The sequence below is a fragment of the Streptomyces roseifaciens genome (genome assembly GCF_001445655.1).
In the GTDB taxonomy this organism is placed as follows: domain Bacteria; phylum Actinomycetota; class Actinomycetes; order Streptomycetales; family Streptomycetaceae; genus Streptomyces; species Streptomyces aureoversilis.
In genome coordinates this window covers 2291480-2315914 of sequence record NZ_LNBE01000003.1, presented here as the reverse complement: position 1 = coordinate 2315914, position 24435 = coordinate 2291480, and the positions used below count along the sequence as shown (strand labels likewise).

Here is a 24435-nt window from a genome sequence, read left to right as displayed (position 1 = left end):
GACTGGACTGAGAGGCGCGTGCCGCACGGTGGTACAAGCCGTTAGCGTTCGGGCGAGGCGCCGTAATGGCAGAGCTGCGCATCGTCATCCAGGAATCCGAAGAGGACACCGGGTCCCTGTACTGGGAATCCGACGTTCTCCAGGAAGGCCTGCTGCAGCTGGACGTGGGCTGTATCGGGCATCCCAGGGCCTGTCTGGCCTGCGTGTGCGCGTGCACGTGCCCGCGCACCAGAATCGGCGTACGGCGGGCCCGGGCCCGTGAGCTGCGCAGCGTTCTGGAGATCGACGGCAACCGCCCTGTCCTCGAACCCCCGGACGTTTCATCCGAGGAGAAGCGGCGCCTGGTGGACGCGCGGGCCGACGCGTGGATCGCGTCCTGCGCCGCCGGGAAGGCGGACCGATGAACGATCCGAACAGGCACGCCCTCGTCGTGGTGACCGGCACCTACGGCGACGTGGGTCTGGGTGCCCTGCGGGCGCCCGCACAGGATGCGGAGGAGCTCGTCGACGTGCTCGGCGACGAGACCATCGGTGACTTCGACGTCGAGGTACTGGCCGATCCGCCCGTCCAGCGCCTGCGCACGGCGGTGGAGGACTTCTTCGCGGACAGATCCCCCAAGGACACGCTGCTGCTCCACTTCTCCTGCCACGGGGTCAAGAACAGCGCGGGCAAGCTCTTCCTCGCCGCTACCGACACCAACCGGACACGCCTCGCGTCGACCGCCGTACCCGCCGAGTTCGTGAGCGAGCAGATGCTCGACAGCCGCGCCCAGTGCGCTGTGGTCTTCCTGGACTGCTGCTACGCCGGCGCTTTCGAGCGCGGCATGTTCGCCCGGGCGGGCACGGACGTACACGTCGAGGAGAGCTTCACCGACCTGCAACGCACGAAGGCCAAGCGGGGGCGAGCCGTCTTCACCGCCTCCAGTGCGGTGGAGTACGCATTCGAGGGTGACCACCCCGTGGTCGGCAAGCCCGGCGCGGCGGCCGGAGGGCCGTCGATGTTCACCGGTGCGCTGGTACACGGGCTGCGCAGCGGGGAGGCCGATCGCGACGGGGACGGCTGCATCGGCCTGGCCGAGCTGGCGGACTACGTGAGCGAGCGGCTGGACGGGCTGGCCTGCCGCCAGACGCCGCAGCTGTGGCTCTTCGGCGGCCACGGAGACCTCCCCATCGCACGTTCGAGGCCGCGCGCCACCCAGGCTTCCCCCTTGCCCGACGCGCTGGCCACGGCAATCGAATCCGACAGTCGTGAACGGAAGTTGTGGGCCGTGAACGACCTGAACACGGTGCTGCAAGGGACCGACCTGGGCCTCGCCCTCTCGGCACATGAGGCGCTCTCCCGGCTGGAGCGCGACGACAGCCGCCGGGTGGCGGACAGTGCCGCCCGGGCACTTGAGCAGGCACGGCCGAGGACGGCGACCTCGGCCGTCGACCTGGGACAGGTGCCGGTGGGCGAGCCTGGAGAGCCGGCGCACCTCGAGGTGGAGGGCCCGCCAGTCGTACTGGCCACCTTGCGTGCAAGCGCAGCGCCCTGGCTGACGACACGGTGCGCAACCGATGGACTCGAACTGACCGCGAAAGTGCAGGAGAAGGGGGAGCACACGGGAACCCTGACCCTGCAGACAGTAACCGGTCAGCTGGACGTGCAGGTCCAGGTCCAGGGCATGAGCCGTGACACCGCCGACACGACGGAACCACCGGCTACGGATACGAAGCCGGCGAAAGACGCAGAACCAGAACCCAAACCAGAACCAGAACCGGAACCCGAACCCGAACCCGAACCGAAGCCGGTGGAGCAGCCGAGACGCGAGCCCGAAATTCCCGTCGTGCAGGCTTGGCCGTTCTTCTGGACGGCGGCGCTGATGTGCCTCGCATTCGTCGTACCGCTGGGTACAAGCAGGAACGGCGAATCCATCTGGCTCGTCAGCCTCGCGAGGGAGTACCAACCGCTTCAGCCGCTGAGCGGTTTCGTGACCTTTGCGCTGATTGTCATCAGCGTCATCAGCTGTGCGGTGACAGGCACCCTCATCGTCCGCGGGTCCGCTCACGTTCGCCGGCGGCGCTTGCGTCAGTGGTGCGGTGCGGTGGCGTTGCTGACGGCGTTGGCAGTGCTGTGCCTTGTCAGCGTCCTCTTCGCGCTCGGGGCGACGTCCCGCCTTCCGCTCGGAGCGCTCGCCCTTGTCTCCGGCACCGTACTCCAGGTCATCGCCGCGGTGCGACTGCACCGGTCGTCGGTGGTCAACACCTCGCCGGAAGCGGCTCTGGAGGCGACTCGGCTCTACGCCCGGCCGTTCCTGGGGGCGGCAGTGCTGATGGTCCTCGCCCTGTTGTTGCCCGTCTATCAGAGCTCCCGCGACGTATGGCTCTTCCAGATGCCCTATGGGTACGTCCTCCCGACAGCCATCGGCTATGCGGTGGTGCTCGTCTCGCTCGCAAGTGCAGGCGCGTGCGGGCTCATGTGTGCTCTCACGTGGGACGATCCCTGGCCCCTCCGCCGCTGGTGGGTCCGTACATGGTGTGCGGCGATGGCACTGCTGACCACCGCAGCGGCAGTCACTCTCTTCCTGACGAAACAGATACAGCTGGGCCTACTGGCCTTCACCGCGGGAGCGATCGTGCAGGTCTGGATCGCCGTACTGATGTGGCGGAAGCACCGCACATCCCGCGCGTCGAGGAGCCGCCCCGCAGTCTCCGGCAGTGACTGAACGGCTGCACCTGACCGGCTTCTGGGCGTGGCTACGCTTCGCGCCCCTCACCTCCTGGGAGGTACGGGAGCGGACGGTGCACGGCGGGTCGGCCCGCCGTGCACCGTGGTGGTGCGCCACCGTGGCGCTGCTTGGCTAGGGGTTCTCCTGCAGGGTGAGGCCGTAGTAGTCGATGTGATAGTCCCCCACCTGCTGCGCGTGGTCGGTCAGGCTGAGGTCCTTCGGGGAGGAGACGCCCAGGTCGCGCAGGGTGTCGACCATCATGCGGGCCAGTCGGCGGCCGTCCACCTCGCCGATGCCGAAGTCCCCCGAGTGGAAGGGGGCCTCGTGCCAGTGGTCCAGGGCGGCCGGGCGGGTGGCGTGCGGGATCCAGCCGAAGGAGCTCGGATCGGTGACGCCCTCTCCGAGTCGCTCCGGGTCGTAGATGATCTCCAGTCGTTCGCCGCAGAGGAGGTTGAACAAGATCGGGCCATAGGTACCGGGCACCAGAGCGTGGAAGCCGAAGTCCAGCTCGATGCCGAGAGCGTGGGTCTCGGCGGGGAGAGTGCCGAGGAAGTCGCCGAGGGTGTGGGAGAAGACGTCCCAGTCGTCGGTGCGCCAGCGGCCGGGGAAGCCCAGGCCCGCGTTGGCCGGGTCACGTCGGCTGCCGAAGAACCCGCCGAGGGCGTAGTCCTCACCGTGTCCCTGCCGCCAGAACCAGTTCTCCACCGGATCGGTCGGCTGGAGCAGCAGCTCGGGGCCGTGCTCGCCGGCGTGCAGCTCCAGCGTGTTCTCCCGCTCACGCCAGCGGAGGAACGGACTGCCCCACAGCGGGGCGGAGTCGTAGAACGGCCCGGGGTCGCCGTATGCCCCCATGATGTGGGCAGAGCCGAACTCTTCCGTCAGCGCCTCGGCAACCTCCCGGAAGGCCGCGGCCTTCCCCGCCGCGCCGCCCTCCGGCAGAGCGACGGGCACATACAGCCCGACGTACTCCTCGCCGCCGTGCACATAGTCCTTCTCGAAGCGGTCCACCGGGCGCAGCCGGGGCGTCCACTGCGGGGAAGCGTCCGGCTGCGTGCCCATGACCAGTCGCGGCCCGGCAGCGCCCTCTTCCCACTGCCAGCCGAGACCTTCCACCACTGCTCGCAGTGCCGGCCCGCTCCAGCCGCCGGTCTCCGCTCCCCTCAGCTGTCGTGCCAGCTCCACTACGCGCGCCTTGTCCCAGGCCCCCGTCATCCCGAACTCCTCGTTCCGTTCCTTGTTCGTGCGACAGACCTTGTCATACGGCACTGACAAGAGCTCACCCCGCGGGCCACTGAGCTGACCCTCACCCGGGCTGCAGGCGTCCCAGCCGGATGACGATGGGGGGCCGCCGCCGGACGCGGCTCGGCAGCCGAACCGGCACGTGCCAAGCTGGCACAGCACGCAGCGACCGTGGTGGCACGCTGCACGAATACGGACTTCTGGCGCAAAGAATTGCACTACGGGCTCACCTGCTTCCTCGCCGGCGCGAGTTCGGCCCAGATGGAGGACCACCGCGCCAGGTGGCCGGAACATGCCCGTTGGGCACGCACGGCCGCCGACATCAGGGATGCGCTGGGCCTGGCACCGACCGTGGAGTCCCGATCGGCCCGGTCATGCTCAACCACGGGACGCCGGGCCAGTGGTTCTACGTGGTGGCCCTTCTGGCCGCGACTCGGCACAGGCGCGTTAAGTGCCGTTTAACCAGTGGGGTTCGGTGAAGGGAGACGGGATGATGGGCGGATGGGCTGCCCGGATCTGGGACCGATACGTCGGCGCGAGCCGGACGCGGCGGCCTGCGACCTCGCCGCCGCCCGTGACCTGCTACCGCGGGAACAGTCGTAACCCGTCCCCCGTCCCCCGTCCCCCGTCCCCCGTCCCCGAAAGGATCCTCCGCTCCCTGTGCGCATGACCTCCCCCGAACACCCGCTCCTCACGGCCGTCCGCAACGGCGACACCCAGGCGGTGGCCGCCCTGCTCCAGGAGGAGTACGGCACCGCTCACGCGCGCGGCCCGCACGTCGCAGCCGCCCTGCGCCTGGCCGCGGATGCCCTCGACCACCGGGTCCTCGATGCCCTGCTGAAGCTGGCCGATCTCGACGCGCTGGACCTGGACGGCGTCGACGCCGACGGCCGCACGCCCCTGCTGCGCGCCGTCGACCGCGGCGCCCACGACATCGCCACCGCCCTGCACTTCGCCGGGGCCGACCCCCGGGTCACGGACCGCGAGGGCCGTGACGCTCTCGCACTGGCCCGCCACTGGCACACGACCGGCACCGGAGCGGGGGTCCGCCGGCGGACCGTGCGCGACGGCAACGGCGAGATCTGCCGCGAACTGATGATCGGCGAGCAGACCGTCCGCGACGGCCACACCGCGATCCTCACCCACCTGGAATCGTGCTGCGGAATCGCCACGCCCTTCACCGAGCTGCTGGACCGGGCCATGGCCGAACCCGAGGTCGACCACCCGGTGTGGGGGGAGGCCGTCGTCGCGGCCGCCGGACGCAAGGGCCCGGCGCTGCCGCCCGTCTGGGACGCCGCAGCCGCTCTTCGGCACCACCCCGATCCGCTGGCGCGCTACTTCGGCGCGGACGTGCTGCGCTGCATCAACCTCTACGACGAAAGCGGTGAGGACGAGGAGCCCCCCTTCGACACCCCGCTCGTCGACCTCTTCCTCACCTGGGTGGAGCAGGAGCAGGACCCCCGCGTGATGCGGCCCCTGGCCGCCGGACTGGCCGACGCGATGGACTCCCGCGCCAAGAGGACGCTGCCCGCCCTCACCCGATACCCCGACCCCCAGGTCCGGTCCTGGGCGGTCGGCGGCCTGGGCCGGCAGGTCCAGCAGGCGAACACCGACGCCCTGGCCGCCGTCCTGGCCTGCACCCGGGACACGGATGCCCAGGTCCGGGAAGCCGCCTGCCGGACCCTGCTCCGGGCCCGGGCCGACGACCCCGCCCCCTGCGACGCCCTGGCCGCCTGCCTCTCCGACTCCGAGGAGGCCGTACGGGTCACCGCCGCGGTGCAGCTGGCTCTGCGCGACGACCACCGCGGTGACGCACTGCTGGACGGCCTCGACGGCACCGTCGACCGGACGTCGCCGTACTACTGGCTGCTGTACGACGTGTGGCGGCACCGCCGGGACCGGTGAACCGAAGGCCCTTCGGGACTGACCCATGGCGGCTCCTGCCCGGTCCCGGCTCACCGGGCAGAACACCTCAGTCCGATGGCCTGCCGACGAAGGTATGCGTGCGGGTGTACGTGGTGAAGCCCATGGATTCGTAGAGCCGCTTGGGGACGGGATAGGCGGCATCGCCCCGCGAGCGGACGATGGCACGCCGGCCACCGACACGGGCGAAGGCATGTAGCACCGCCGTGCAGACGGCCCGGGCCAGTCCCAGACGGCGGTGGTCGGGATGGGTGCCGACTGGTTCGAACGCGCCGGTCGCGTTGACCTCGTCGTACCAGCCCTGGCAGTAGGCCACGACGTCTCCGGTGGGCGTTGTCACGCCGAGGTCGAGTTCGGGGCGATAGGGCCAGGCGTCCCTCATGCGGGCATGACGTTCGGTGGTGACTCGGGTCGATCCGAAGGCAGCGCGGTGTGCGGCCGCCCGGCCGGCCACGTCGGTGTCGTCATGCTGGGTTCGGATCGCATAGCCGTCCGGCAGGCGGGGAACGTCCGGCAGCTCGGTGAGGGAACGGTCGAGGCATGCCATGAACGGGCCGTCGACAGCCTGCGTGTACCCCCGCTGTTCCAGCGCTTTGGCCAGGTGTGATTCGGTGCCGGCCACCTCGACGTGCAGCGGGCCGGGTGCCGCTTGTTCGGCCCAAGCGAGGACGTCGTGCGCCAGTTCCGGGTGGTCCGGGTCGACTTGGAGCATCAGACTGTCCGGTAGGTCCAGCCAGCCCCAGGCCAGCGTTCGGCCTCCTTCGGTCCAGACCGCCGTCGGGCATTCATTGACGCGGCCGAGAGACAGACACCAATTCCAGGTGAGGTCACCTATGTGCCGGTAGCCGGTCGCCGGGAAGGTTCGGGTGGCCAGGTCCTGCATGGCGCGTAGCGCCATGGGTCCGACGTGTTCATGGCGTCGCATGGGCGTCATGCTGTCGACCAGCCTTCGATCAAGCAACGGAGTATTCGGCCCCGGCCCCGGCCCTCGGTCTCGGCCCACGATCCACAGATGACCTCCTGGGCCGACTCGACTTCACGCAGGCAGGCCATGTCGTTTGAAGGACCGTCCATGTCTGCACCGGCCTGTGAAGGGGTGTCACCAGCATGTGCATACTTACGTATCATTCGTAAATGTATTGAAGGGAACGTTCGTGCACGTTCGTCCTCGCCGGGTTGTGCTCGCGGCTCTGGCCGCTTCGTCGCTGCTGCTCCTGACCGCCTGCAACGGCGACTCCGGCTCCAGCTCCAGCTCTGAAGCCAAGAAGGGCAAAGCCTCCGCTGCCCCGTCGGTCCCGGCCTACATCACCGCCGCTCAGGCCGAGCAGGCCCTCGTCGCTCTCGAGGATCTGCCTGCCGGCTGGAAGGTCGAGGCCAACACGAGCATGGACAAGTCGCAGGGCGCGGAGGAGGACGCCGTCACCGGCGCCAAGCCCGAGTGTGCGCCGATCACCAGCGTCCTCAACAGCGGGCGGCTGGAGGAGGACTACAAGGCCAACCACGAGCGGGTCTTCACCAAGGAGGGCGACCAGATCCTGCTCGCCCAGGACGTCAGCGGATACCCGCGCCCTCAGGCGGAGAAGGCCATGGCCGGGCTGCGGAACGCCGTCGAGAAGTGCGCGACCTTCACGGGCAAGCAGAACGGCAAGAAGGCGACGGTCACCGTGAAGAAGACCGCCGACCAGCAGAAGTACGGTGACGAATCGGTCACCTACACCGTGAAGGTCGTCGCGGGCGACATGCAGATGGACTTCGACATGGGCACCATGCGCAGCCACGGAGCCATCACCACGATCCTCAACAACTACTCGGACCACGGTGACCGCGGCAAGGAAGCCTTCTCCAAGGCGCTGGCCAAGGCGGCTGAGAAGCTCACCGCAGCCGCCGCGAAGACCGCCTGATCGCATCACCCCGGCCCCGGCCCCGCTCCCGGCCCCGGCCCCTGCCCCTGCTCAGGTACGGCATTCGTAGGCCCGGGTCTGGGGCAGGCTCCACCGCCTGGCGCTGGAGGGGCTCGGCGCCCGGTAGGAGCGCCGAGCCCTCGCAGCGGCTGGGCCGCCACCGTTGGCCCACGGGGCGGCTTTCCTACCGCGGTGCCTTGACCAACTTGAACTCCGTCACATTAAGGTCGTCGCTCCCGTACCGGTCCTTCCAGTAGAGCGTCTTGTCGCTCGGGAAGGTGGGGGACGCCGCGAGGTACAGGTAGGAGCCGTCCCACCGGGTCTTCAGACGGAACGTGTCCCCACTGGGTTCCAGCATCCAGGGGTTCTGCCGGCAGCTGTCCATCAGGGCGATCCATCGGTGGTAGGTGTGGCAGAGCATGGTGGCGCTGCCCCGGCGCTGCAGCCGTATCTGATAGCCCTCGCCCCACGTGGTGTTGCTGTCCTTCTCGAAGACGACGGGTGTGCCCTGGTCTCCCGCCCGTTCCGTGTAGTGGACCAAGTCCCCGTATTCACTGGCTCTTCCGGCCGTGATGCCCCGGTCGAGCTTCGTGGCCACCAGGTAGTAGGGGACGCCGGGCTCCACAGGGCCGGACTGGGCACCGACGGCGGCGTGTGCTGCCGAGGAGGGGACGGACAATGCCACCAAAGCGAGGAACCCGGCCACAGCGGCCGACAACCGAACTCGCCAGAGACTTCCCTGAGCGACCTTCATGGGCTTGCTCTCCCTTCAAGCTTCAAAGCCGGCGTGTCGCGGGGCCGGAGTTCCTCCCGGTCCCCACCGCCGACGAACCGCCGCTCATCCTCCACGACAACAGGCCCGAGCAGAAAGCGTTTTCATCAACAGGTCACGGTCACAGTTCGCCGCTCGCGCGGTCGGGGCCGGGGGCCGGGGGGCCGGGGGGCCGGGGAGCACCGGTGGGGTGGCGACTGCACGGAAGGGCCGTTGCTGTCTCTTCTCGCCTCGGGTGACGTCGTGGCGACCCGTCTCCGGCGCGCAGGTCGGCCCACCGTCAGCCGGTCAACGGGCGTTGCCTGCTGCTCGAGGCTTGCGTCGAAGCCACTGCCGAGGCGTGCCCCGCGGTGGCCGGGCCACGATGTCGCCACCGGTCGACCTGCCGGCCAGAACGACGCGCAGTCGCACCGGAGCCTCCGGGCCGGCGACCGGGCGGACCTTGATCTCACCACGGCTATAGGTGACGTCGTCGGCATCGACCACGATCCCCGGTCCGGTCACCAGGGTCAGATTTCCGCCGATACGCAGATCGACCTCGATGTGCAGGGTGTCGTGGGTTATCACGGCCTCGGTGAAGTCGAGCTTCAGGTCGCTGAACATCAGCCGGATCTCCATCCGGCGTGGAACCAGCCAGCGACCGGTGCGCTTGCCTTCGCCGAAGCGCTGGTCGATCCGGATCACCTCGCGGGCCTGCGGCGGCATCCCTTCGAGCGGTAGATCAGCGGTCAGCACCGCGAGGTCGGAGGCGGTGCGTGCCGCCATCGCCGCTTCTATGCGCTCGTCCAGCTCGGCGATCGTCAACCGGCCGTCACCGGCCGCGACGCGGAGGATCTCCACGGCCTGATCCCGGTCCCGGTGGGATATCCGCTGCTCGGACACATGTCGACGGAGTGAGGAATCAGCTGCTTCGGAGAGGTCGCCTGCCATGGCTTCAGTCTGCTGAGAGGCTCAGGAGACCGGCAACATCCGATCGAGGAAATGGGGGATTACCCCGACGGATCTCAGGGGAGGTCGACTCACCGATGCCAGGGGCATCCCGGGGGCAGAACCCGCCGCCCTCGGCAAGCCACCCGGCTCGCTCGGTGGAGCGGAACCCGCTCCACCATCCCTCCCCCAACGCATGCGCCAGGCGCACACGGACCCTCAGTCCACCGTCGTCACGATGACGAACCGCACGTCCGGCTGCTCGGCCGGGACGAGGACGTGGCTGGTGACCTGGGTCTCCACGCCACCGTGGCAGGGCAGGCGCAGGCGGAGGCGGTGACCTCCGGGGTGTTCGACCACGGCGTGCTGCTCGGCCCAGATGCGGCGGCAGGTGCCGTTGGTGGCGAGGATCTCGTCGATCAGGGCCCGGATCTCCGCGTTCTTCGGGGCCCCGTGGCTGGCGACGCGGAGCATGGGGAGGTAGGTGCGGGCGCAGGTGTCCTCCCAGTCCAGGATCTGTTCGCGGGCCTCGGCCGAGGTCAGGGCCCAGCGCATGAGGTTGGGCCGGGGGCCGAGGGCGAAGGGGAACCACTCCGTCATGGGCGAGTTGGCGGCGAGGATGTTCCAGGCGGCGTCGGAGAGGTAGGCCGGGTGCGGGGCCTGGTGCTCCAGGAGGGCGACGGTGGCCGGGGCGGCGGTCGGCAGGCCGTCGTGCGTGCCGGAGACGGGCGGGCGGCGGCCCGAGACGCCGAGGAAGAGCGTGAGGGTCTCGGTCTCGCTCAGCTGCAGCGCCTCGGCGACCCGGAGCAGGAAGGCGTCCGAGAATTCGCGGGGGGCGCCGGTCTCCAGGGCGCGGTACCAGCCTTCGCTCACGCCGGTGAGTCTGGCCACGTCGGCCTGTGACATCCGCGTTCCGGACCGGTGTCCCCAGCGGCGCAGTTCGGGTATGCGCCGGCGGTCGACGCGTTCCCTCCAAGCGCGCAGCAGCCGGCTGACGGATTGGGCGTGCGGGGCGCACGTGACCGTCGCCGGGCGCTCGGGACTCTGGTCCTGATTTTCCATGGATTCACGGGCCTGTCTTGAAAACGATCATTGCTCTGCCCGTTTCTACCTGATCTGGGTGACGTTGACCAGCCCTTGTCATCCGCCTTTTCTTCGAGGCGAGTTCATTCCGCGTTTTCACCTCCCGTCCGGTTCTCGCCACGGCCACGTCCCACCCTCGCCCGTACCGCCACTGGAACTCACGACACTACGAGTGGCGGATTACGTGATGCACACTCTGGGAGCGAAGCAGGCGTCGCGGTGAGTGCATCCCGTGGCGGCCGGTGCCGTATGCCCATGCACCGGTGCGTCCAAGTGTCCTTGTGTCCGGATTCTGGATACCTATAAGCCATCATTGGGGGTGTCAGAATATGCGCTTTCAGGTTCTCGGCCCGTTACGGATCGCCGACGGGCCCGAGGTGGTCGTCCTCCCGCCGTCCAAGCCCACGATTCTGCTCGCCTCTCTGCTCCTGCGCCCGGACGCGGTGGTCCCGGCGGACTTCCTGCGGCAGGCGATCTGGGGTGACGACGAACCGTCGTCCGCCAAGGCGGCCCTGCACACGTGCGTGCTGCGGCTGCGCAAGACCTTCATCAAGTACGGAATCGCCGAGGCGGTCATCGAGTCCGTTCCCGGCGGCTACCGGGTCGTGGTCGAGGACGGCGCCCTGGACCTGGTGCGCTTCCGGGAGCTGCGGGCCGGGGCACGGGCCGCACAGGATCCCGAGGCCGAGTTGTGCCTGCTCCGGGAGGCACTGGCGCTGTGGCAGGGGGCGCCGCTGTCCAACGTCCCCTCGGACTTCCTGCGCCGGGGCGAGTTGCCGGGGCTCGTCGAGGAGCGGTTGTCGGTCGTCGAGCGGGCCTGCGACATCGAGCTGCTGCTGGGCCGCTGCGGCCAGGCCCTCGTGGAACTGTGGGCCGCCTCCCGGGCCCACCCCGGTCACGAGCGGTTCCGGGAACAGCTCATCGAGGCGCTCTACCGCAGCGGCCGGAAGGCCGACGCCCTGGCCGAGTACCGCGACGTCAAGCGGTACCTGCGCGAGGAACTCGGGGTGGACCCCGGCCCCGCGCTGCAGCGCCTGGAGCTGCGCATCCTGCGCGGCGACGTCCTGGGACCTCCGCCCCTTGCCGTGCCTGTCCGGGAGTCTGCTCGCACCGGTCGGGACGTCGCCGGCGGGAATCCCGCCGCCCGGCCCGCCGCAGTCACCGCGCCGCCCTTCCCTTCCACGTCCACACCCTCCCCATCATCCGCACCCACACCCGCATCAGCATCAGCATCAGCATCCGGGCCTATCCTCACGCCCCCTCCCACCCTCCCCATCACCGCCGTCTCCTCCTTCACCGGGCGGGCGACCGAGGGCGCCGCGATCGCCGCCCGCCTCACCGCCGACCGCTCGGGCCCCGCGCTGGTGGTGGTCTCGGGCGCTCCGGGCATCGGCAAGACGGCACTCGCCCTGCACGTGGCCCAGCTCGTGGGTCACCACTTCCCCGACGGCCGGTTCGCGGTGCGCATGACGCGGACGGACGGCACGCCGCGCACGTCGGCGGAAGTCGCCGCCGAACTGCAGGGCATGGCGGCGGCGCCCGGCCCAGCAAGTGCCTGCGGTGCGGACCGCCGAGTGCTGCTGATCCTGGACGACGTGGCGGACCCCGCCCTCGTCCGGCCGCTGCTGCCGACCGGCACGGGCAGCGCCGCGGTCCTCACCAGCAGGCTCGGCCTGGCCGGGCTGGTGGCGGCACACGGCGGCTGGGCCACGCGCCTGGACGCCCTCGCCGAGGACGAGTCGTCCCAACTGCTGTCGGCCGCCCTCGGGGACGTCCGGGCCGGGGCGGAGCCGGAGGCCGTACGCGAGCTGGCGGCCGCTTGCGGTCACTTCCCTCTCGCTCTGCGGATCGCGGCCGCCCGGCTTCTCACCCGCCCGCGCCTGGCGGTCGCCGACTGCGTGGCCTGGCTGCGCGAGGACCCGATGCGCAGGCTGTCCCTGCCCGACGACCCGCGGATGTCGGTTCCCCGGGTCCTGGGCGATGCTCTGCAGCGGCTGGACCCCCGCCTCGCCGAGGTGTTCCTCCGCATCGGCGGAGCCCCGCCGGCCCCGCTTTCGGTCGCCGATGCCGCGCGCCTTCTCGGGATACCGCCGGTGCCTGCGGAGGAAATTCTGGAGCAACTGGCGGATGCGGGCCTGCTGGAAGAGGAGCCGGCCGGTCGCTTCCGTATGCACGAACTGCTCCGGACATTCGCCCGGTGTGCCACCGGATACACCGGATACCAGGACGGCTCCCTCGCGTTGCCGTCGCGGCAGTGAATTCGTCTCCGCATCTTTACGAGTCCACGAACCTTCACCTCCATCACGTTTCCGATTTCAACAATCAGCGTCACGATTCCACGAGTCCATGAGGTGTACACACATGCTGGAAGCCTACGAAGAGATTGCCGGGACACGGCCCCGCATCCGCCGTGACGTCCTTTTCACCCGCACCCCGGACGGCGTGCTGTTCCACAACGCCCACGGCGGATTCCACGTCAACTCCCCGTCCGCGTACCGCTTCGCCACCCTCCTCGTCCCGCACCTGAACGGGAAGCACCGGGTCGCGGACCTGTGCGAGGGGCTCGGTGACGGGCAGCGGGCCATGGTCGGCAGCCTGGTGAGCACGCTGTACGAGCGGGAGTTCGCCCGTGACACGCCCGCCCCCGGCACCTCGGCTCCTCCCGCCTTCTCCCCCGAGGTCGCGGAGCGCTTCGCGCCGCAGATCGCCTACGCCGACCACTACGCCGACGACGCGGAACGACGCTTCCACGACTTCCGTACGGCCCGGGTGGCCGTACTCGGCGACGATGCGGTCGCAGGCTGGTGCGCGCTCGGCCTGGTCCGCAACGGCATCGCATCCGTCGGCCACCGAGCCGGTACGGAGGATCGTTTCGCCCGCGCTCATGAGGAGGCGGAGGGCCTCCGCGCCGCCGGATGCCCCGTCTCCCTGGAGCCGATCGAAGCGACGGGTTCCGCAGCAGGGCAGGCCGCCGACGGGCCGGTGACGGTGTCCTGGAGCGACCTCGCCGCGTACGACATCGTCGTCGTCACCGGCGGCACGGACGGCCCGCGCCCGCTCTTCCGCCTGCTCGAAGCCGGAGTGCCGGAGGGCAAGTCGCTCGTACCGGCGGCCATGTTCGGCAGCCGCGCGGTCGTCGGCCCGCTCATGACGCACGGGAGCACCGGCTGCTGGGCCTGTGCCGTGCTGCGTCTCGGCGCCCATGGAGACGCCGCGGCCGCCGCCGATCTGTGGAGCGGCATCTGCCTGCCCGCAGCAGGAGATCCTCTCGCGCAGCAGCCCGGCCGCAGCCTCTCGGCGATGATCGGCAACCTTCTTGGCTACGAGGTCTTCCGGCTCACCACGGGCGCGCTGCCCGCCGAGACGCTCGGACAGGTGATCATCCAGGACACCGAGTCGTTCGACGTGGTCGCCGAGCCCCTGCTCGCGCACCCCCGTTGCCCGTTCTGCCGCACGACCGGCGCCGCGGCCCCTGAACCGGCGGCCCCGGCCGCCGCCCCGGTTGCCCTCCCCGACGTACCCGCACCCGCACCCGCCATCACTACGACCATCCCCGCCGGCCCCAACCCCACAGGCATCGACTCCACAGGCATCGCCCCCACCAGCATCGACTCGGACGCGCTCCTCGCCGAGCTCAACAGCCGCCAGATACTCGTCCGGCCGCACACGGGCGTCTTCGAACGGTTCACGGACGAGCCGTGGACCCAGACCCCCCTCAAGGCCGGCACGGTGCGCCTGCCCCTGGGGCACGGGAGAAGCCGCGAGATCGCCGCGTTCGACCTGCACACCGTCGCCGGCGCCCGGCTCACGGCCCTGGACACCGCGGCCTGCGTCTACGCCGAGCACGTCGTCCCCCTGGGAGGCGTGCTCCCCGGGGACGCCGTCCGCCCCGACCGGGCGCAGGGCCGGCTCCGCGTCCTCGGTCCCGACTCGCTCACCGTCGCCAGCGGCCTGCCCGCCCGCGCCGAAGACGTCACCGCCTGGGTACGCGCCTCCTCCCTCACCGGCGCGGGCCCGGCGCTCGTGCCTGCAGGCGCGGTCCGCACCTTCGGCCCGTACAACCACGACCGGCTCCACACCCCCACGTCCGCCGGCACCGGCGCGGGCCGTACGACCCCCGAGGCCACGGCCCAAGGACTGCTCTCTGCGCTGTGCCACGACGCGCTGGAACGCGCCCTGCGCCGCACCGGCGGGGCGGCCCTCATCGCCCCGGACGCCCACGGGGACGATCCGGAGCTCACCTTCCTGGTCAGCTCGGCCCGCAACCTCGGCATCGAGAGGTACGAGCTCCTCGACCTCGGCGAGACGGAACGCTCCTCCGCCCACGTCCTGTTCGCCCGGGCACTCCTCCCCCACTCCGGCACGTGGGCCTGGGCGGTGGCAGGCGCCACGGACCGGCGGCAGGCCGCGGTGACGGCCCTGCGCGACCTGCTGGGACAGGAACAGCTCGGCCGCGAACTCGCCGGAGCCGACCGCAGTGGCCGCGCCTCCTCCGTCGACCTGGGCGATCCGCTGCTGGGCGATCTCGCCCCCGAGACCCTCACCACCATGGGAACGAGCGCCGGCCGTCTGGACGCCTCCGATGCCACGACGTACGCGACGGTGCTGGACCGGCTGCGTGCCGCAGGACGTGACGCGCTCGTCGTGCCCACCGGCTCGGCCGACCTCCTCGCGGGCGGCATCAGCACGGTCCGCGTGCTGCTCACGCGCGACGGCTCCGCCGGGAACGCTCCCGAGGGCTCCGATGACTCCCACTGACACCGGCACCGCCCACGACCCCGGCGTCGCCCGCCCGAGCTTTCCCGACACCGCCCGCCCGTCCGACACCGCCCGCCCCGCCGGCGCCGCCGGCGTCCCCAGCATCGCCGCCGACGGCACCGGACTCTCGCCCGCCCCACCCGAGTGGGAGCATGCCTGCCGCGACATCGCCGCGCTCCTGCGCGCATCACCCGCGGGTACGGGCGCCCCGACCGAAGTGGCACCGCTGGGCGTACGCGACGAACTGGCTCAGGAGGCCCTCCCCCAGGGGGACCTCGCGCCGCGCGTCCACCTCTACGGGCACCACGCGCTCATCGGCCCCTTCCCCCGGCCGGACCGTGCGCACCGCGACGGCGGCGTGCCCTGCCCCCGCTGTCTGGCCCGCCGCTGGCAGTCCGTACGCGGCCGGGCCCTGCGCGATGCACTGGAGCTGGGGTCGGACACACGGGCTGCCGGGCGGCCTCCGTACGCCCTACCGTTCCTGACGGACGCGATGGCCGCGCTGATAGCCGCCCGTACCGCAGACAGCCCAGCCACAGGCGCCGCCGACGAGGACGGACCCTTCCCCGCCGTCCACCTCCTCGACCTCGAAACCCTGCACGTCAGCCGCCACTTGATCGTCCCGGACGCGGAGTGCCCCGACTGCGGACGCCGCGTCCCCGACAGCGCGCAGGCCGCGGAGCTCACCCTGCAGCCCGCGCCCAAGCACCGGCCCGGCTCGTTCCGGGTGCGGGCGGTCTCGCAGTACGAGCTGCCGGTGAGGGCGTTCGCCAATCCGGTGTGCGGGGCGCTCGGCCCCGGTGTCGTGCACGACGTCGCCTCGGCGTCGACATCGGCCACGGTCGGCTGCTTCGAGCTGCGCTCGGGCGAGTACCTGCGCGAGACGTTCTGGGGCGGCCACGCCGACTCCTACGCCGACAGCGAGCGCATCGGCGTCCTGGAGGGTCTCGAACGCGCGGCGGGCATGCGGGCCCGCGGCCGGTCCCCGCAGGTGCGGGCGTCCCTCGCCGCCCTGGGTGACGACGCGCTCGACCCGCGCGAGTGCGGCCTGTACGCGGAGGAGTTCCACCGGGCCAACCCGCGCGTGGTGCCGTTCTCCCCCGACCGGGAGATCCCCTGGGTCTGGGGGTACTCCCTGCGGGACCACCGGCCGCTGCTCGTACCGGAGATCCTCACCTACTACGGCACGCCCGGCCTGGAGAACCGGTTCGTCCAGGAAAGCTCCAACGGCTGCGCCTCGGGCGGCTCTGTGGAGGAGGCCGTCCACCACGGGCTGATGGAGGTGATCGAGCGGGACGCCTTCCTGCTCGCCTGGTACGGGCGGGCCGCCCTCCCCGAGATCGACCCGCAGACCAGCACGGACCCGCGGACGCGGCAGATGGTCGACCGGCTGGCGATGTACGGCTACGAGGCGCGGTTCTTCGACACCCGCATCACCTTCCCGGTGCCGGTGGTGACCGCGGTGGCGGTCCGCACCGACGGAGGCACCGGCACACTGTGCTTCGGCGCGGGGGCCGGCCTCGACCCGGAGGCCGCCCTGGCCGGCGGGCTGTGCGAAATCGCGACCGACGCGGTGAACATCCGGGGCCGGGCCGAGCGGGACGGCACACGGCTGCGTGCCATGGCGGCGGACTTCGACAAGGTGCTGGCCCTGCACGACCATCCACTGGTCTACGGCCTCCCCGAGATGGCTCCGCACGCCTCGTTCCTCCTCGGCCACCGCGGGCCGAAGCTGCCCATGGCGGAGCTGTACGCACCGGGCGAGCGCATGCTGCCCGTCGCGGAAGACCTCCGGGACGACGTCGAGCGGTGCGTGGCCGTGGTGACCGGCGCGGGATTCGACGTGATCGTCGTCGACCAGACCCTGCCCGAACAGCGCGACCTGGGCCTGCACACGGTCTGTGTGATCGTGCCCGGTCTGCTGCCGATCGACTTCGGCTGGCAGCGGCAGCGGGCGCTGCGGATGCCGCGGATGCGGACGGCGCTGTATGCGGCCGGGCTGCGCGAGCGCGAGCTACGGGCGGACGAGCTCAACCCGGCTCCGCATCCGTTCCCTTGAGCAGTTCCCTCCCCCGGTTGCCGAACCGAACACGTCACGACGTCACGACGTCACGTAAGGAGAACCAGTGGGTTTCGCCCATGAATACGCGACTGCGATCATGCATCGCGGCAGGATTCCCATGGAGCCCGTCGGCTTCGTTCCCGACTGGTCGGACCGGCCGCGCAAAGGGAAGTTCTACCCGGGCGCCGAGTCCTTCCCGCTGCCGGAGGGCGACGACGCCGGGCCCGCGGCCACCGTGCAGGAGGGGGTGTTCGGCGGCGCCGGCCGCCAGGAGGGGTGCTTCTCCCTGCCGCTGATGGGCGGGATGCTGCTCGACTCGTACGGCCGCACAGGGCGGCGGCTGGGCGTCCAGGCCAACACCGACCTGCCGTCGCTGCCCCTCTACACCGACGCCAACTGGTCGCGGGGAACGGCCTCGGGCGGCGGCCTCTACCCCGCGACGGTCTACTGGGTGAACGGACCCGGCGGGCCCCTGGCACCGGGGGTCCACCACTACTCCACGACGCACCACGCCATGCAGCGGCTGCTGACCGGCGACGTCTCGGCGGAGGTGCGCGAGGCCGCCGGCCTGGGCCCGGACGTGGCGACCGACCAGTTCCTGGTGCTGGGCGTCAAGTTCTGGCAGAACGCCTTCAAGTACAACAGCTTTTGCATGCACGCGGTCAGCATGGACGTCGGCGCCCTGCTGCAGACCTGGCGGATGTGGGCACGCGCCCGGGGCCTGCGCATCGAGCCCGCCCTGTGGTTCGACGAGGAGCGCATCGCCCGGCTGCTCGGCCTCGACGTCCTGGACGAGGGCGTCTTCGCGGTGGTTCCGCTCACCTGGGAACGTACAACGGCCCCGGCCGCCACGGGACGTGCCACCGGGCCTGCGCCCCGGGTGCGCCGCACCGAGAGCGAACGCTCCCGCCGCGTGATCCCCTTCGAGACCGTCCGGCGGATCCAGGCCGCGACCCTCGAGAATGCCACCGCCCGCCCGGAGCCCGGCGCGCTCGCTCCGGCGGCCGTTTCGCCGGAGCCGCCGAGCAGCGCACCGGAGGCGGCACCCGTGGCCCTGCCGGAGCCTGCACCGCTGAGCATGGGCGTGCGGGAGGCGCTGCGCAGGCGGCGCAGCAGCTTCGGCCGGTTCGACGCCCGGCGGCCGCTCGCCGCCGATCAGCTGGCCGCGACGCTGGCGGCCGCCGCGTCGGCGTCCGTCGGCAGCGACGCGACCGGTCCGGACAGGCAGGACGGTCCGGACAGGCAGGCCTGGCCGGACGGGCAGGCCTGGCCGGATACGCCTCGGCTCGCCCGACTCTACGTCTTCGTCAACCACGTCGAGGGGATCGCTCCCGGCGCGTACGCCTACGAGCCGGGCAGCGCGCACGGGCTGCGGCTGGTCAAGCCGGGGCCGCCGGGCGACTTCCTCCAGCGGAACTACTTCCTGTCCAACTACAACCTGGAACAGGCCGCGGCCGTCGTCGTGCCCGCCGTGCGCACCGCCGCCGTGCTCGACGCGGCCGGCGACCGCGGCTACCGGCTGGTCAACGCCACCGTCGGGGCGGTCGCGCAGACCTTCTACACCGCGGCGACCGCGCTCGGCGTGGGCAGCGGGGTCGCGCTGGGCTTCGACACCGTGTCGTTCGTCGAGGAGCTGGAGCTCGCGGAGAGCGGCGAGGCACCACTGCTGATCATGCTCGTCGGCCACGAACGCCCCGGCTCCGCCGACTTCCGCTACGAGATCGCCTGAGTGCGCGGGGACGCCATGACCGACACGACATCATCCCCGTCCCACGGGACCGGGACCCGAACCGGAACCGCGGCCGGGACCGGAACCGGAACCGGAACCGGCCACTGGTCGCTGAGCCCACACTTCATGCTGCGCGTGGCCGGACTGCCCGTCGAGTCCGTACAGGCCCTGCGCTGCCCGGCCACCGTGCGCTGGGCGGAGCGCGTACTCCGCGAGGAGGAGCGGCTGCGCTCGCGCGGAGCTGCGCTCAGCGACCGGCTGCACCCCCTGGTCAAGGCGGCGGAGGACGACGGCGCCCGGCGGCTGTTGCTGCGGCTGCGGCGGGACGTGTTCAACGGCAGGCTGCCCGGCGCGCCCGAGCAGGCCCTCGCCCTGCTCGCCGCCGACGACACGGGGGCCGCCGAGGATGCGGGCCGCTGGGTGCGCGACCGGCGGGCGCTGGACGGGTTGCTCACCGAGGGCGCCCCGCTCCTGGCCGCGGAAACCACCCGCACCCGCACCGCCCTTCGCGGCCTGCTCGGTGAGGAGCGGCTGCGTCTGGGGCTGCTGCTGGCGTCGCCGGAGCTGGAGGAGCGGCTGGACGCGTACATCGGCGCGGACCCGGGACGCCGCCCGGACAAGCGGCTGCGCAAGGCCGAGCGCTCCGCCCTCGCCTACCTCTACCGCACGGCCTGCAAGACCAGCCCGTTCAGCACCTTCACGGCCGTCGCCCTCGGCCGTTTCACCGAGGGGGCCGACGGCGGCGAGGCCGGCGACGGCGGCGAGGGCACGGAGAGCGACCCCGGCATCGTCCGCGTTCCGGAGGAGTGGACCGGCCATCCCCGGCTGAACGTGGTGGTCCTGGCCCGGCTCGCCGAGCTCATGGCCGCCGACCCCGGGCGGCGCGGCGACCTCCCCGTCACCCTGTCCTCGGGCTGGAGGCACGACGAGGACCGGGTCCGCTACGTGCGCCGTTCGGTGACCGCGGGCGACGACGGCGCGGCGGTCACCTTCGACGCCGCCCGCGACCGGCTGTTCTTCCTGCGCCGCAGCGACACGCTGGAGAAGCTGCTGGCGCTGTTCGGCGAGCGGCCGCAGCTGCGCTACCGGGACCTCGCGCGCTGGCTGGCCGAGGAGCGGGGCGCCGGCCCGGACGAGTGCGAGCGCTATCTGACGGCCCTGCTGGACCTGGGCATGGTGCAGATCCCGTGCCTGCGCACCGACGTCCACGACGCCGACCCGCTGCGCGCCTTCCGCGACGCCCTGCAGGCTCTGGACAGGCCGTGGGCGGCACGGCTCGCCGAGGCACTGGAGAAGCCGATCGACTGTGTCGGCCGCTACGCCGCCGCAGGTCCGAAGCTGCGCCGGGAGCTGCTGTCCGAGCTGCGGCAGGCCCTCACAGGCATCCAGCGCGAACTCGGGGCGGCGGAGCCGACGCTGCCGCGGACCCTGCTGTACGAGGACGTGCGGGCCGGGGGCAACGAGGAAGGAGACACCGGTGTCGTCTGCGACCTCCGGCCCTGGAGCGCCCCGGTCACGGCCGCCGGTGAGGGCCCTCTGGAGACCCTGTGCTCGCTCGAACGCATCCTGCCCGCCTTCGACCTGACCCTGCCGCAGCGCATCACGCTCAAGGGCTTCTTCGTCGCGCGGTACGGCAGCGGCGGCCGCTGCGAAGACCTCCTGAAGCTCGTGCACGACTTCCACGAGGACTTCTACGACCAGTACCTGACGTTCACCGCGCGCCGCAAGCCCTTCGACGCGCAGGGCGACTACGTCCCCGAGCCGAACTGGCTGGGCCTGCCCGGCATCACGGCCGTGGACGCGGCCCGCCGGGAGTGGACGTCCCGGATGCGCCGCCTCTGGGACACCGCGCGGGGCGCCGAGGAGATCCGCGTCCACCCCGAGACGGTCGAGGCCGTCGCCGGGCGGCTCACCGGCGTCGCGCCCCGCTTCGCGCCGCAGAGCCATTTCCTGCAGCTGGTGCGCCGCGACGGCGAACCGCTGGCGGTGCTCAACCAGTCCTACGGCGGGTTCGCCTTCCCCTTCAGCCGCTTCACCCACTGCTTCGACGGCGAAGGCAGCGAAGGCAGCGAAGGCAGCGAGAACGGTGGTATCGGTGGTGGGGCGCTCTCCGCCCGGATCCGGCGCACCGCGGCCGCCGTACCGCCGGAGGGCGCCGTCTTCGCCGAGATCACCGGCGGGGCCGCCACCAGCAACCTCAATCTGCACGGGCGCCTGACGGACTACCGCATCGTCTGCCCGGGCGAGGACGGCGGCGTCCCGGAGGGGAGCCGGATCGCCCTCGACGACCTGTACCTGGAGCACGACGTACAGGCGGACCGTCTGGTGCTGCGCTCCCGGCGGCTGGACCGCGAGGTCGTTCCCGTCTACCTCGGCTACCTCGTCCCCCTGGCGCTCCCCGAGATCCCCCGCACCCTGCTGCTCCTCTCCCCCACGTCGATGGCACCGCTCGACGTGTGGGGCGGCGTTCCGGAGGGCGAACCCGACGACGGCGTGACGTCCCGGCCGCGGGTGCGCTGCGGCGGTCTCGTCCTCAGCCGCCGCAGCTGGACCGCCCCCGCCGCCGCGCTGCCTGCCCTCGGCAGCGGGTCTGCCGGGGGCGGCGACGCCGACCGGTTCCTGCAGTGGCAGCGGTGGCGCGTGCGGCACGGGCTGCCGCACCGCGTCTTCGCCACCGTCACCCCGACCGCGGCCGCCCCGGGGGCGGACCGGGCGAAGCCGCAGTACGTCGACTTCGACAGCTGGCTGTCCCTCACCGCCCTGGAGGGGCTGCTCAAGGACCCGGCCGGCCGCGTCGTGCTCCGCGAGGCCCTGCCCGGTGAGGACGAGCTGCACGCCGTCTCCGCACGCGGCACCCACATGGCCGAGCTGGCCGTCGAGACCCTCCGCACGCCCCGTCACGACCGCGAAGGAACCGGTGCGCCGACATGACCGAACCCGCCCTCGCCACGCCCGGCGCCTGGCAGGCCCTGCACATCCACTACGCCGCCAACCCCCAGCCCCTGATGACCCGGTGCGTCGGCCCGCTCCTTGCGGAGCTCACTGCCGAGGGGCTGCTGGCGGGCCACTTCTTCATCAACTACTGGCTGGAGGGCCCGCACGTCCGGCTGCGGCTCAAGCCCTCCTCCGAGGCCGTCGCGGACGAGGTCGCCGAGCGCGCCGAGCAGGCCGTCACCGCATTCCTGCGGGAGCGGCCCGCGCTCTACGAGGTGGATTCCTCGGGCTTCCTCAACGAGTTCTACAACACCCTCTTCGAGCTGGAGTTCCCCGAGGACGAGCGCGGCGGCTTCCTCGACGCCGACGGGCGGATGCGGCTGCGGCCGAACAACACCGTCAGCCGGGAGCCGTACGAGCCCGAGTACGGCAAGTACGGCGGCCCGGCGGGCGTGGAGCTCGCCGAGTGGCACTTCCGGCACTCCAGCGACCTGGTCATCGAGGCCGTCCGCACCATGAACCTCCATCTGCGGACTGTCCGCCTGGGCACGTCCGCCCAGCTGATGATGGTGATGGCCGGTACGTTCCTGCCCGGCCGGGCGGAGCTCGCGGAGTACCTGGACCGCTATCACGTGTTCTGGCAGAAGGCTTTCTCCGGGACGAACTTCATCGGCTCGGACGAGTACGACCGCGCCTACGCGGCCATGGGCCCGGCGCCGGCGCGGCGCTTCGGTGCCGTCCTGGGTGCCCTGGCCGGAGAAGCCGCCGACGGGCTCACCGAGCTGCCCCGCTTCCTGCGCGGCTGGGCCGAGCACTGTGCCGAGCTGCGCGACCGGGCCACCGCGCTGGCCGTCCGCGGCGATCTCGTCTTCCGTTCGTGGGACGGCACGGCCGACGAACAGGTCACCGACCCGGCGGTCGCCCTGCCCCTGCTGCTGTCGCCGTACATGCACATGACCAACAACCGGCTGCACGTGACCATCCGCGACGAGGCGTACCTGTCGTACGTCCTCGGGCGCGCCTTGCGCGAGGCGGACCCCCGATGACTCCGCGGACGTCTCCCTCGACCCCTCCCCCGACGCATCACAGGCTGCTGGAGCAGCGGCCGGCCCTGCGCCCGGAGATCCTGCGCAGCTCTGCGCTGCGGCGCGGACCGGCCGTCGTCCATCTGGTGAAGGACCCGCGCAGTGGGCAGTCCTTCGAGGTCGGGGTCAAGGAGCACTTCCTGATGTCCCGCCTGGACGGGTCCCGCACGCTCGGTGAGGTCGGCGAGGAGTACGCGGCGCGGTTCGGGCGGCGGCTCGGCGAAGCCCACTGGCAGCAGTTGCTGAAGCTGCTGTGGGAGCGGCGGCTGCTTGAGGGAGCCGGGGGCGTCGAGTCCGCCGGGTCCGCCGGGGGCGCCGGCTCCTCCGAGCCCGCCGTCTCCGGGCAGCCGACCGGGGCCGCGCCGCGCAAGCTGGTCACCGGCACCCTCCTCAAGGGCACGCTGCGGCTGGCCGCGGATGCCACGGCCACCACCGACCGGCTGTACAGGGCCGTCGGTTTCGCACTGGCGCCGGTGGTCGTGGTGCCCGTCCTGCTGCTGGTGCTCGGCATGGAGACGTATGTCGCCGTGCACGCAGGGGCGTTCCTGGACGACGCCGTGCGCCTGTTCCGGCAGCCGGGTGCACTGCTCGCCGCGTTCACCCTGCTGTGGGCGAGTACGGCCCTGCACGAGCTGGCCCACGGGGTCGTCGCCCGGCACTTCGGCGGGACCGTCGGCGAGATCGGGCTGCGCTGGCACCTGCCCATGGTGTTCATGTACTGCACGGTCGAGAACTATCCGTATCTGCCCACGCGCCGGGCACGGGTCGCCACCGCGGCCGCCGGGACGGTCATGAACCTGGCCTTCCTGCTGCCCTTCTGGCTGCTGTGGTCCCTCCTGCCCGGCGACGACGCTGCCCGCGGCCCGCTGGCCGGCCTGCTGTTCACCGGGTCGGTGCTGGCGCTCACCAATCTGGTGCCGCTGCCGCCGCTGGACGGCTACAAGATGCTCGGCCAAGCCCTGGGCATGGCCGACTACGCGACCGAGAGCCGCCGCTTCCTGCGGCTGCTGGGCGCGCGGGCCGTACGGCGGGGCGACGGCGTCGCGGCCTACCCGCGGTCGGCCCGCATCGCGTACACCGCCTACGGCCTGGGGGCGGTGCTCCTCGTCGGCGGCAGCGGGGCGGGCCTCGTCCTGCTGAGCCATCACCTGGCCGGGAACCGCTACGGCCTGTGGGCCGCCGTCGTACCGGCCCTGCTGGTCGCCGCGCTGGTGGCCGTGACGGGCCCGTGGGCCCGGCGGGGCGACCGGCACCCGCAGACCTCATCCGCACCACGCAACGCAACGCGTAACACACCCCGCAAGAAGAGCTGAGG

17 protein-coding genes are annotated in these 24435 nt (G+C 71.7%); 12 read left to right on the top strand and 5 right to left on the bottom strand.

Annotated features, from left to right (window positions below):
• The first annotated feature begins 65 nt into the window (after nucleotides 1–65).
• The 3 genes from AS857_RS15685 to AS857_RS39985 are packed head-to-tail and all read left to right on the top strand — an operon-like array spanning nucleotide 66 to nucleotide 2843.
• Nucleotides 66–404 (top strand): hypothetical protein, encoded by a 339-nt coding sequence (locus tag AS857_RS15685; protein ID WP_058043707.1) that lies wholly within the window; start codon nucleotides 66–68, stop codon nucleotides 402–404.
• A complete protein-coding gene (locus tag AS857_RS15680) occupies nucleotides 401–2704 on the top strand; it encodes a caspase family protein (protein ID WP_058043706.1) in 2304 nt (767 codons plus the stop codon). The genes AS857_RS15685 and AS857_RS15680 overlap by 4 nt, the downstream gene beginning before the upstream one ends.
• Entirely contained in the window at nucleotides 2697–2843 is a 147-nt protein-coding gene (locus tag AS857_RS39985) for a hypothetical protein (RefSeq protein WP_160330241.1), read from the top strand. The genes AS857_RS15680 and AS857_RS39985 overlap by 8 nt, the downstream gene beginning before the upstream one ends.
• On the opposite strand, the gene AS857_RS15675 is transcribed toward AS857_RS39985, so the two are convergent.
• Nucleotides 2840–3919 (bottom strand): hypothetical protein, encoded by a 1080-nt coding sequence (locus tag AS857_RS15675; protein WP_058043705.1) that lies wholly within the window; start codon nucleotides 3917–3919, stop codon nucleotides 2840–2842. The two genes, AS857_RS39985 and AS857_RS15675, sit on opposite strands and share 4 nt — an antisense overlap.
• A 693-nt stretch (nucleotides 3920–4612) precedes the next feature.
• Here AS857_RS15675 and AS857_RS15670 point away from each other — a divergent pair.
• On the top strand, nucleotides 4613–5851 hold the full coding sequence (locus tag AS857_RS15670) for a HEAT repeat domain-containing protein (protein ID WP_058043704.1): 1239 nt from the start codon (nucleotides 4613–4615) through the stop codon (nucleotides 5849–5851).
• Nucleotides 5852–5918: 67 nt separating this feature from the next.
• Here the strand turns inward: AS857_RS15670 and AS857_RS15665 are convergent, their stop codons facing one another.
• Nucleotides 5919–6794 (bottom strand): GNAT family N-acetyltransferase, encoded by an 876-nt coding sequence (locus AS857_RS15665; protein WP_058043703.1) that lies wholly within the window; start codon nucleotides 6792–6794, stop codon nucleotides 5919–5921.
• A 229-nt stretch (nucleotides 6795–7023) separates the two neighbouring features.
• On the opposite strand from AS857_RS15665, the gene AS857_RS15660 reads away from it, so the two are divergent.
• Entirely contained in the window at nucleotides 7024–7770 is a 747-nt protein-coding gene (locus AS857_RS15660; RefSeq protein WP_144440835.1) for a hypothetical protein, read from the top strand.
• A 184-nt stretch (nucleotides 7771–7954) separates the two neighbouring features.
• Here the strand turns inward: AS857_RS15660 and AS857_RS15655 are convergent, their stop codons facing one another.
• The 3 genes from AS857_RS15655 to AS857_RS15645 all read right to left on the bottom strand — a co-directional run bounded on the left by AS857_RS15655 (nucleotide 7955) and on the right by AS857_RS15645 (nucleotide 10531).
• The gene (locus tag AS857_RS15655; protein WP_144440834.1) at nucleotides 7955–8455 is read right to left on the bottom strand and encodes a hypothetical protein; all 501 of its coding nucleotides are present in this window, start codon (nucleotides 8453–8455) and stop codon (nucleotides 7955–7957) included.
• Nucleotides 8456–8830: 375 nt separating this feature from the next.
• Nucleotides 8831–9472, bottom strand: a complete 642-nt coding sequence (locus AS857_RS15650) for a DUF1707 SHOCT-like domain-containing protein (protein WP_058043700.1) — start codon at nucleotides 9470–9472, stop codon at nucleotides 8831–8833.
• A 216-nt stretch (nucleotides 9473–9688) separates the two neighbouring features.
• The gene (locus AS857_RS15645; protein ID WP_079110368.1) at nucleotides 9689–10531 is read right to left on the bottom strand and encodes a helix-turn-helix transcriptional regulator; all 843 of its coding nucleotides are present in this window, start codon (nucleotides 10529–10531) and stop codon (nucleotides 9689–9691) included.
• 350 nt (nucleotides 10532–10881) lie between these two features.
• Between AS857_RS15645 and AS857_RS15640 the strand changes: the two genes are divergently transcribed.
• From AS857_RS15640 to AS857_RS15610, 7 genes are all read left to right on the top strand, one after another.
• Nucleotides 10882–12810, top strand: a complete 1929-nt coding sequence (locus AS857_RS15640; protein ID WP_058043698.1) for an AfsR/SARP family transcriptional regulator — start codon at nucleotides 10882–10884, stop codon at nucleotides 12808–12810.
• 103 nt (nucleotides 12811–12913) lie between these two features.
• A complete protein-coding gene (locus AS857_RS15635) occupies nucleotides 12914–15310 on the top strand; it encodes a TOMM precursor leader peptide-binding protein (RefSeq protein ID WP_063804262.1) in 2397 nt (798 codons plus the stop codon).
• Nucleotides 15297–17369: a TOMM precursor leader peptide-binding protein gene (locus tag AS857_RS15630; RefSeq protein WP_173864730.1), complete on the top strand. Its 2073-nt coding sequence runs from the start codon at nucleotides 15297–15299 to the stop codon at nucleotides 17367–17369. Before AS857_RS15635 ends, AS857_RS15630 begins: the two co-directional genes overlap by 14 nt.
• Before the next feature lie 67 nt (nucleotides 17370–17436).
• On the top strand, nucleotides 17437–19101 hold the full coding sequence (locus AS857_RS15625) for a nitroreductase family protein (RefSeq protein ID WP_058043697.1): 1665 nt from the start codon (nucleotides 17437–17439) through the stop codon (nucleotides 19099–19101).
• A gap of 126 nt (nucleotides 19102–19227) precedes the next feature.
• Nucleotides 19228–22032: a lantibiotic dehydratase gene (locus AS857_RS15620; protein WP_058043696.1), complete on the top strand. Its 2805-nt coding sequence runs from the start codon at nucleotides 19228–19230 to the stop codon at nucleotides 22030–22032.
• Nucleotides 22029–23081 (top strand): lantibiotic dehydratase C-terminal domain-containing protein, encoded by a 1053-nt coding sequence (locus AS857_RS15615; RefSeq protein WP_058043695.1) that lies wholly within the window; start codon nucleotides 22029–22031, stop codon nucleotides 23079–23081. The genes AS857_RS15620 and AS857_RS15615 overlap by 4 nt, the downstream gene beginning before the upstream one ends.
• Entirely contained in the window at nucleotides 23078–24433 is a 1356-nt protein-coding gene (locus AS857_RS15610; protein ID WP_063804261.1) for a M50 family metallopeptidase, read from the top strand. The genes AS857_RS15615 and AS857_RS15610 overlap by 4 nt, the downstream gene beginning before the upstream one ends.
• The last annotated feature ends 2 nt before the right edge of the window (nucleotides 24434–24435 follow it).

Bases quoted from the DNA above. Each gene is read 5' to 3' on its own strand.
- AS857_RS15685 (WP_058043707.1), top strand. From the start codon at position 66: ATGGCAGAGCTGCGCATCGTCATCCAGGAATCCGAAGAGGACACCGGG.
- AS857_RS15680 (WP_058043706.1), top strand. From the start codon at position 401: ATGAACGATCCGAACAGGCACGCCCTCGTCGTGGTGACCGGCACCTAC.
- AS857_RS15675 (WP_058043705.1), bottom strand. From the start codon at position 3,919: ATGACGGGGGCCTGGGACAAGGCGCGCGTAGTGGAGCTGGCACGACAG.
- AS857_RS15670 (WP_058043704.1), top strand. From the start codon at position 4,613: ATGACCTCCCCCGAACACCCGCTCCTCACGGCCGTCCGCAACGGCGAC.
- AS857_RS15665 (WP_058043703.1), bottom strand. From the start codon at position 6,794: ATGCGACGCCATGAACACGTCGGACCCATGGCGCTACGCGCCATGCAG.
- AS857_RS15650 (WP_058043700.1), bottom strand. From the start codon at position 9,472: ATGGCAGGCGACCTCTCCGAAGCAGCTGATTCCTCACTCCGTCGACAT.
- AS857_RS15645 (WP_079110368.1), bottom strand. From the start codon at position 10,531: ATGGAAAATCAGGACCAGAGTCCCGAGCGCCCGGCGACGGTCACGTGC.
- AS857_RS15640 (WP_058043698.1), top strand. From the start codon at position 10,882: ATGCGCTTTCAGGTTCTCGGCCCGTTACGGATCGCCGACGGGCCCGAG.
- AS857_RS15635 (WP_063804262.1), top strand. From the start codon at position 12,914: ATGCTGGAAGCCTACGAAGAGATTGCCGGGACACGGCCCCGCATCCGC.
- AS857_RS15630 (WP_173864730.1), top strand. From the start codon at position 15,297: ATGACTCCCACTGACACCGGCACCGCCCACGACCCCGGCGTCGCCCGC.
- AS857_RS15620 (WP_058043696.1), top strand. From the start codon at position 19,228: ATGCTGCGCGTGGCCGGACTGCCCGTCGAGTCCGTACAGGCCCTGCGC.
- AS857_RS15615 (WP_058043695.1), top strand. From the start codon at position 22,029: ATGACCGAACCCGCCCTCGCCACGCCCGGCGCCTGGCAGGCCCTGCAC.
- AS857_RS15610 (WP_063804261.1), top strand. From the start codon at position 23,078: ATGACTCCGCGGACGTCTCCCTCGACCCCTCCCCCGACGCATCACAGG.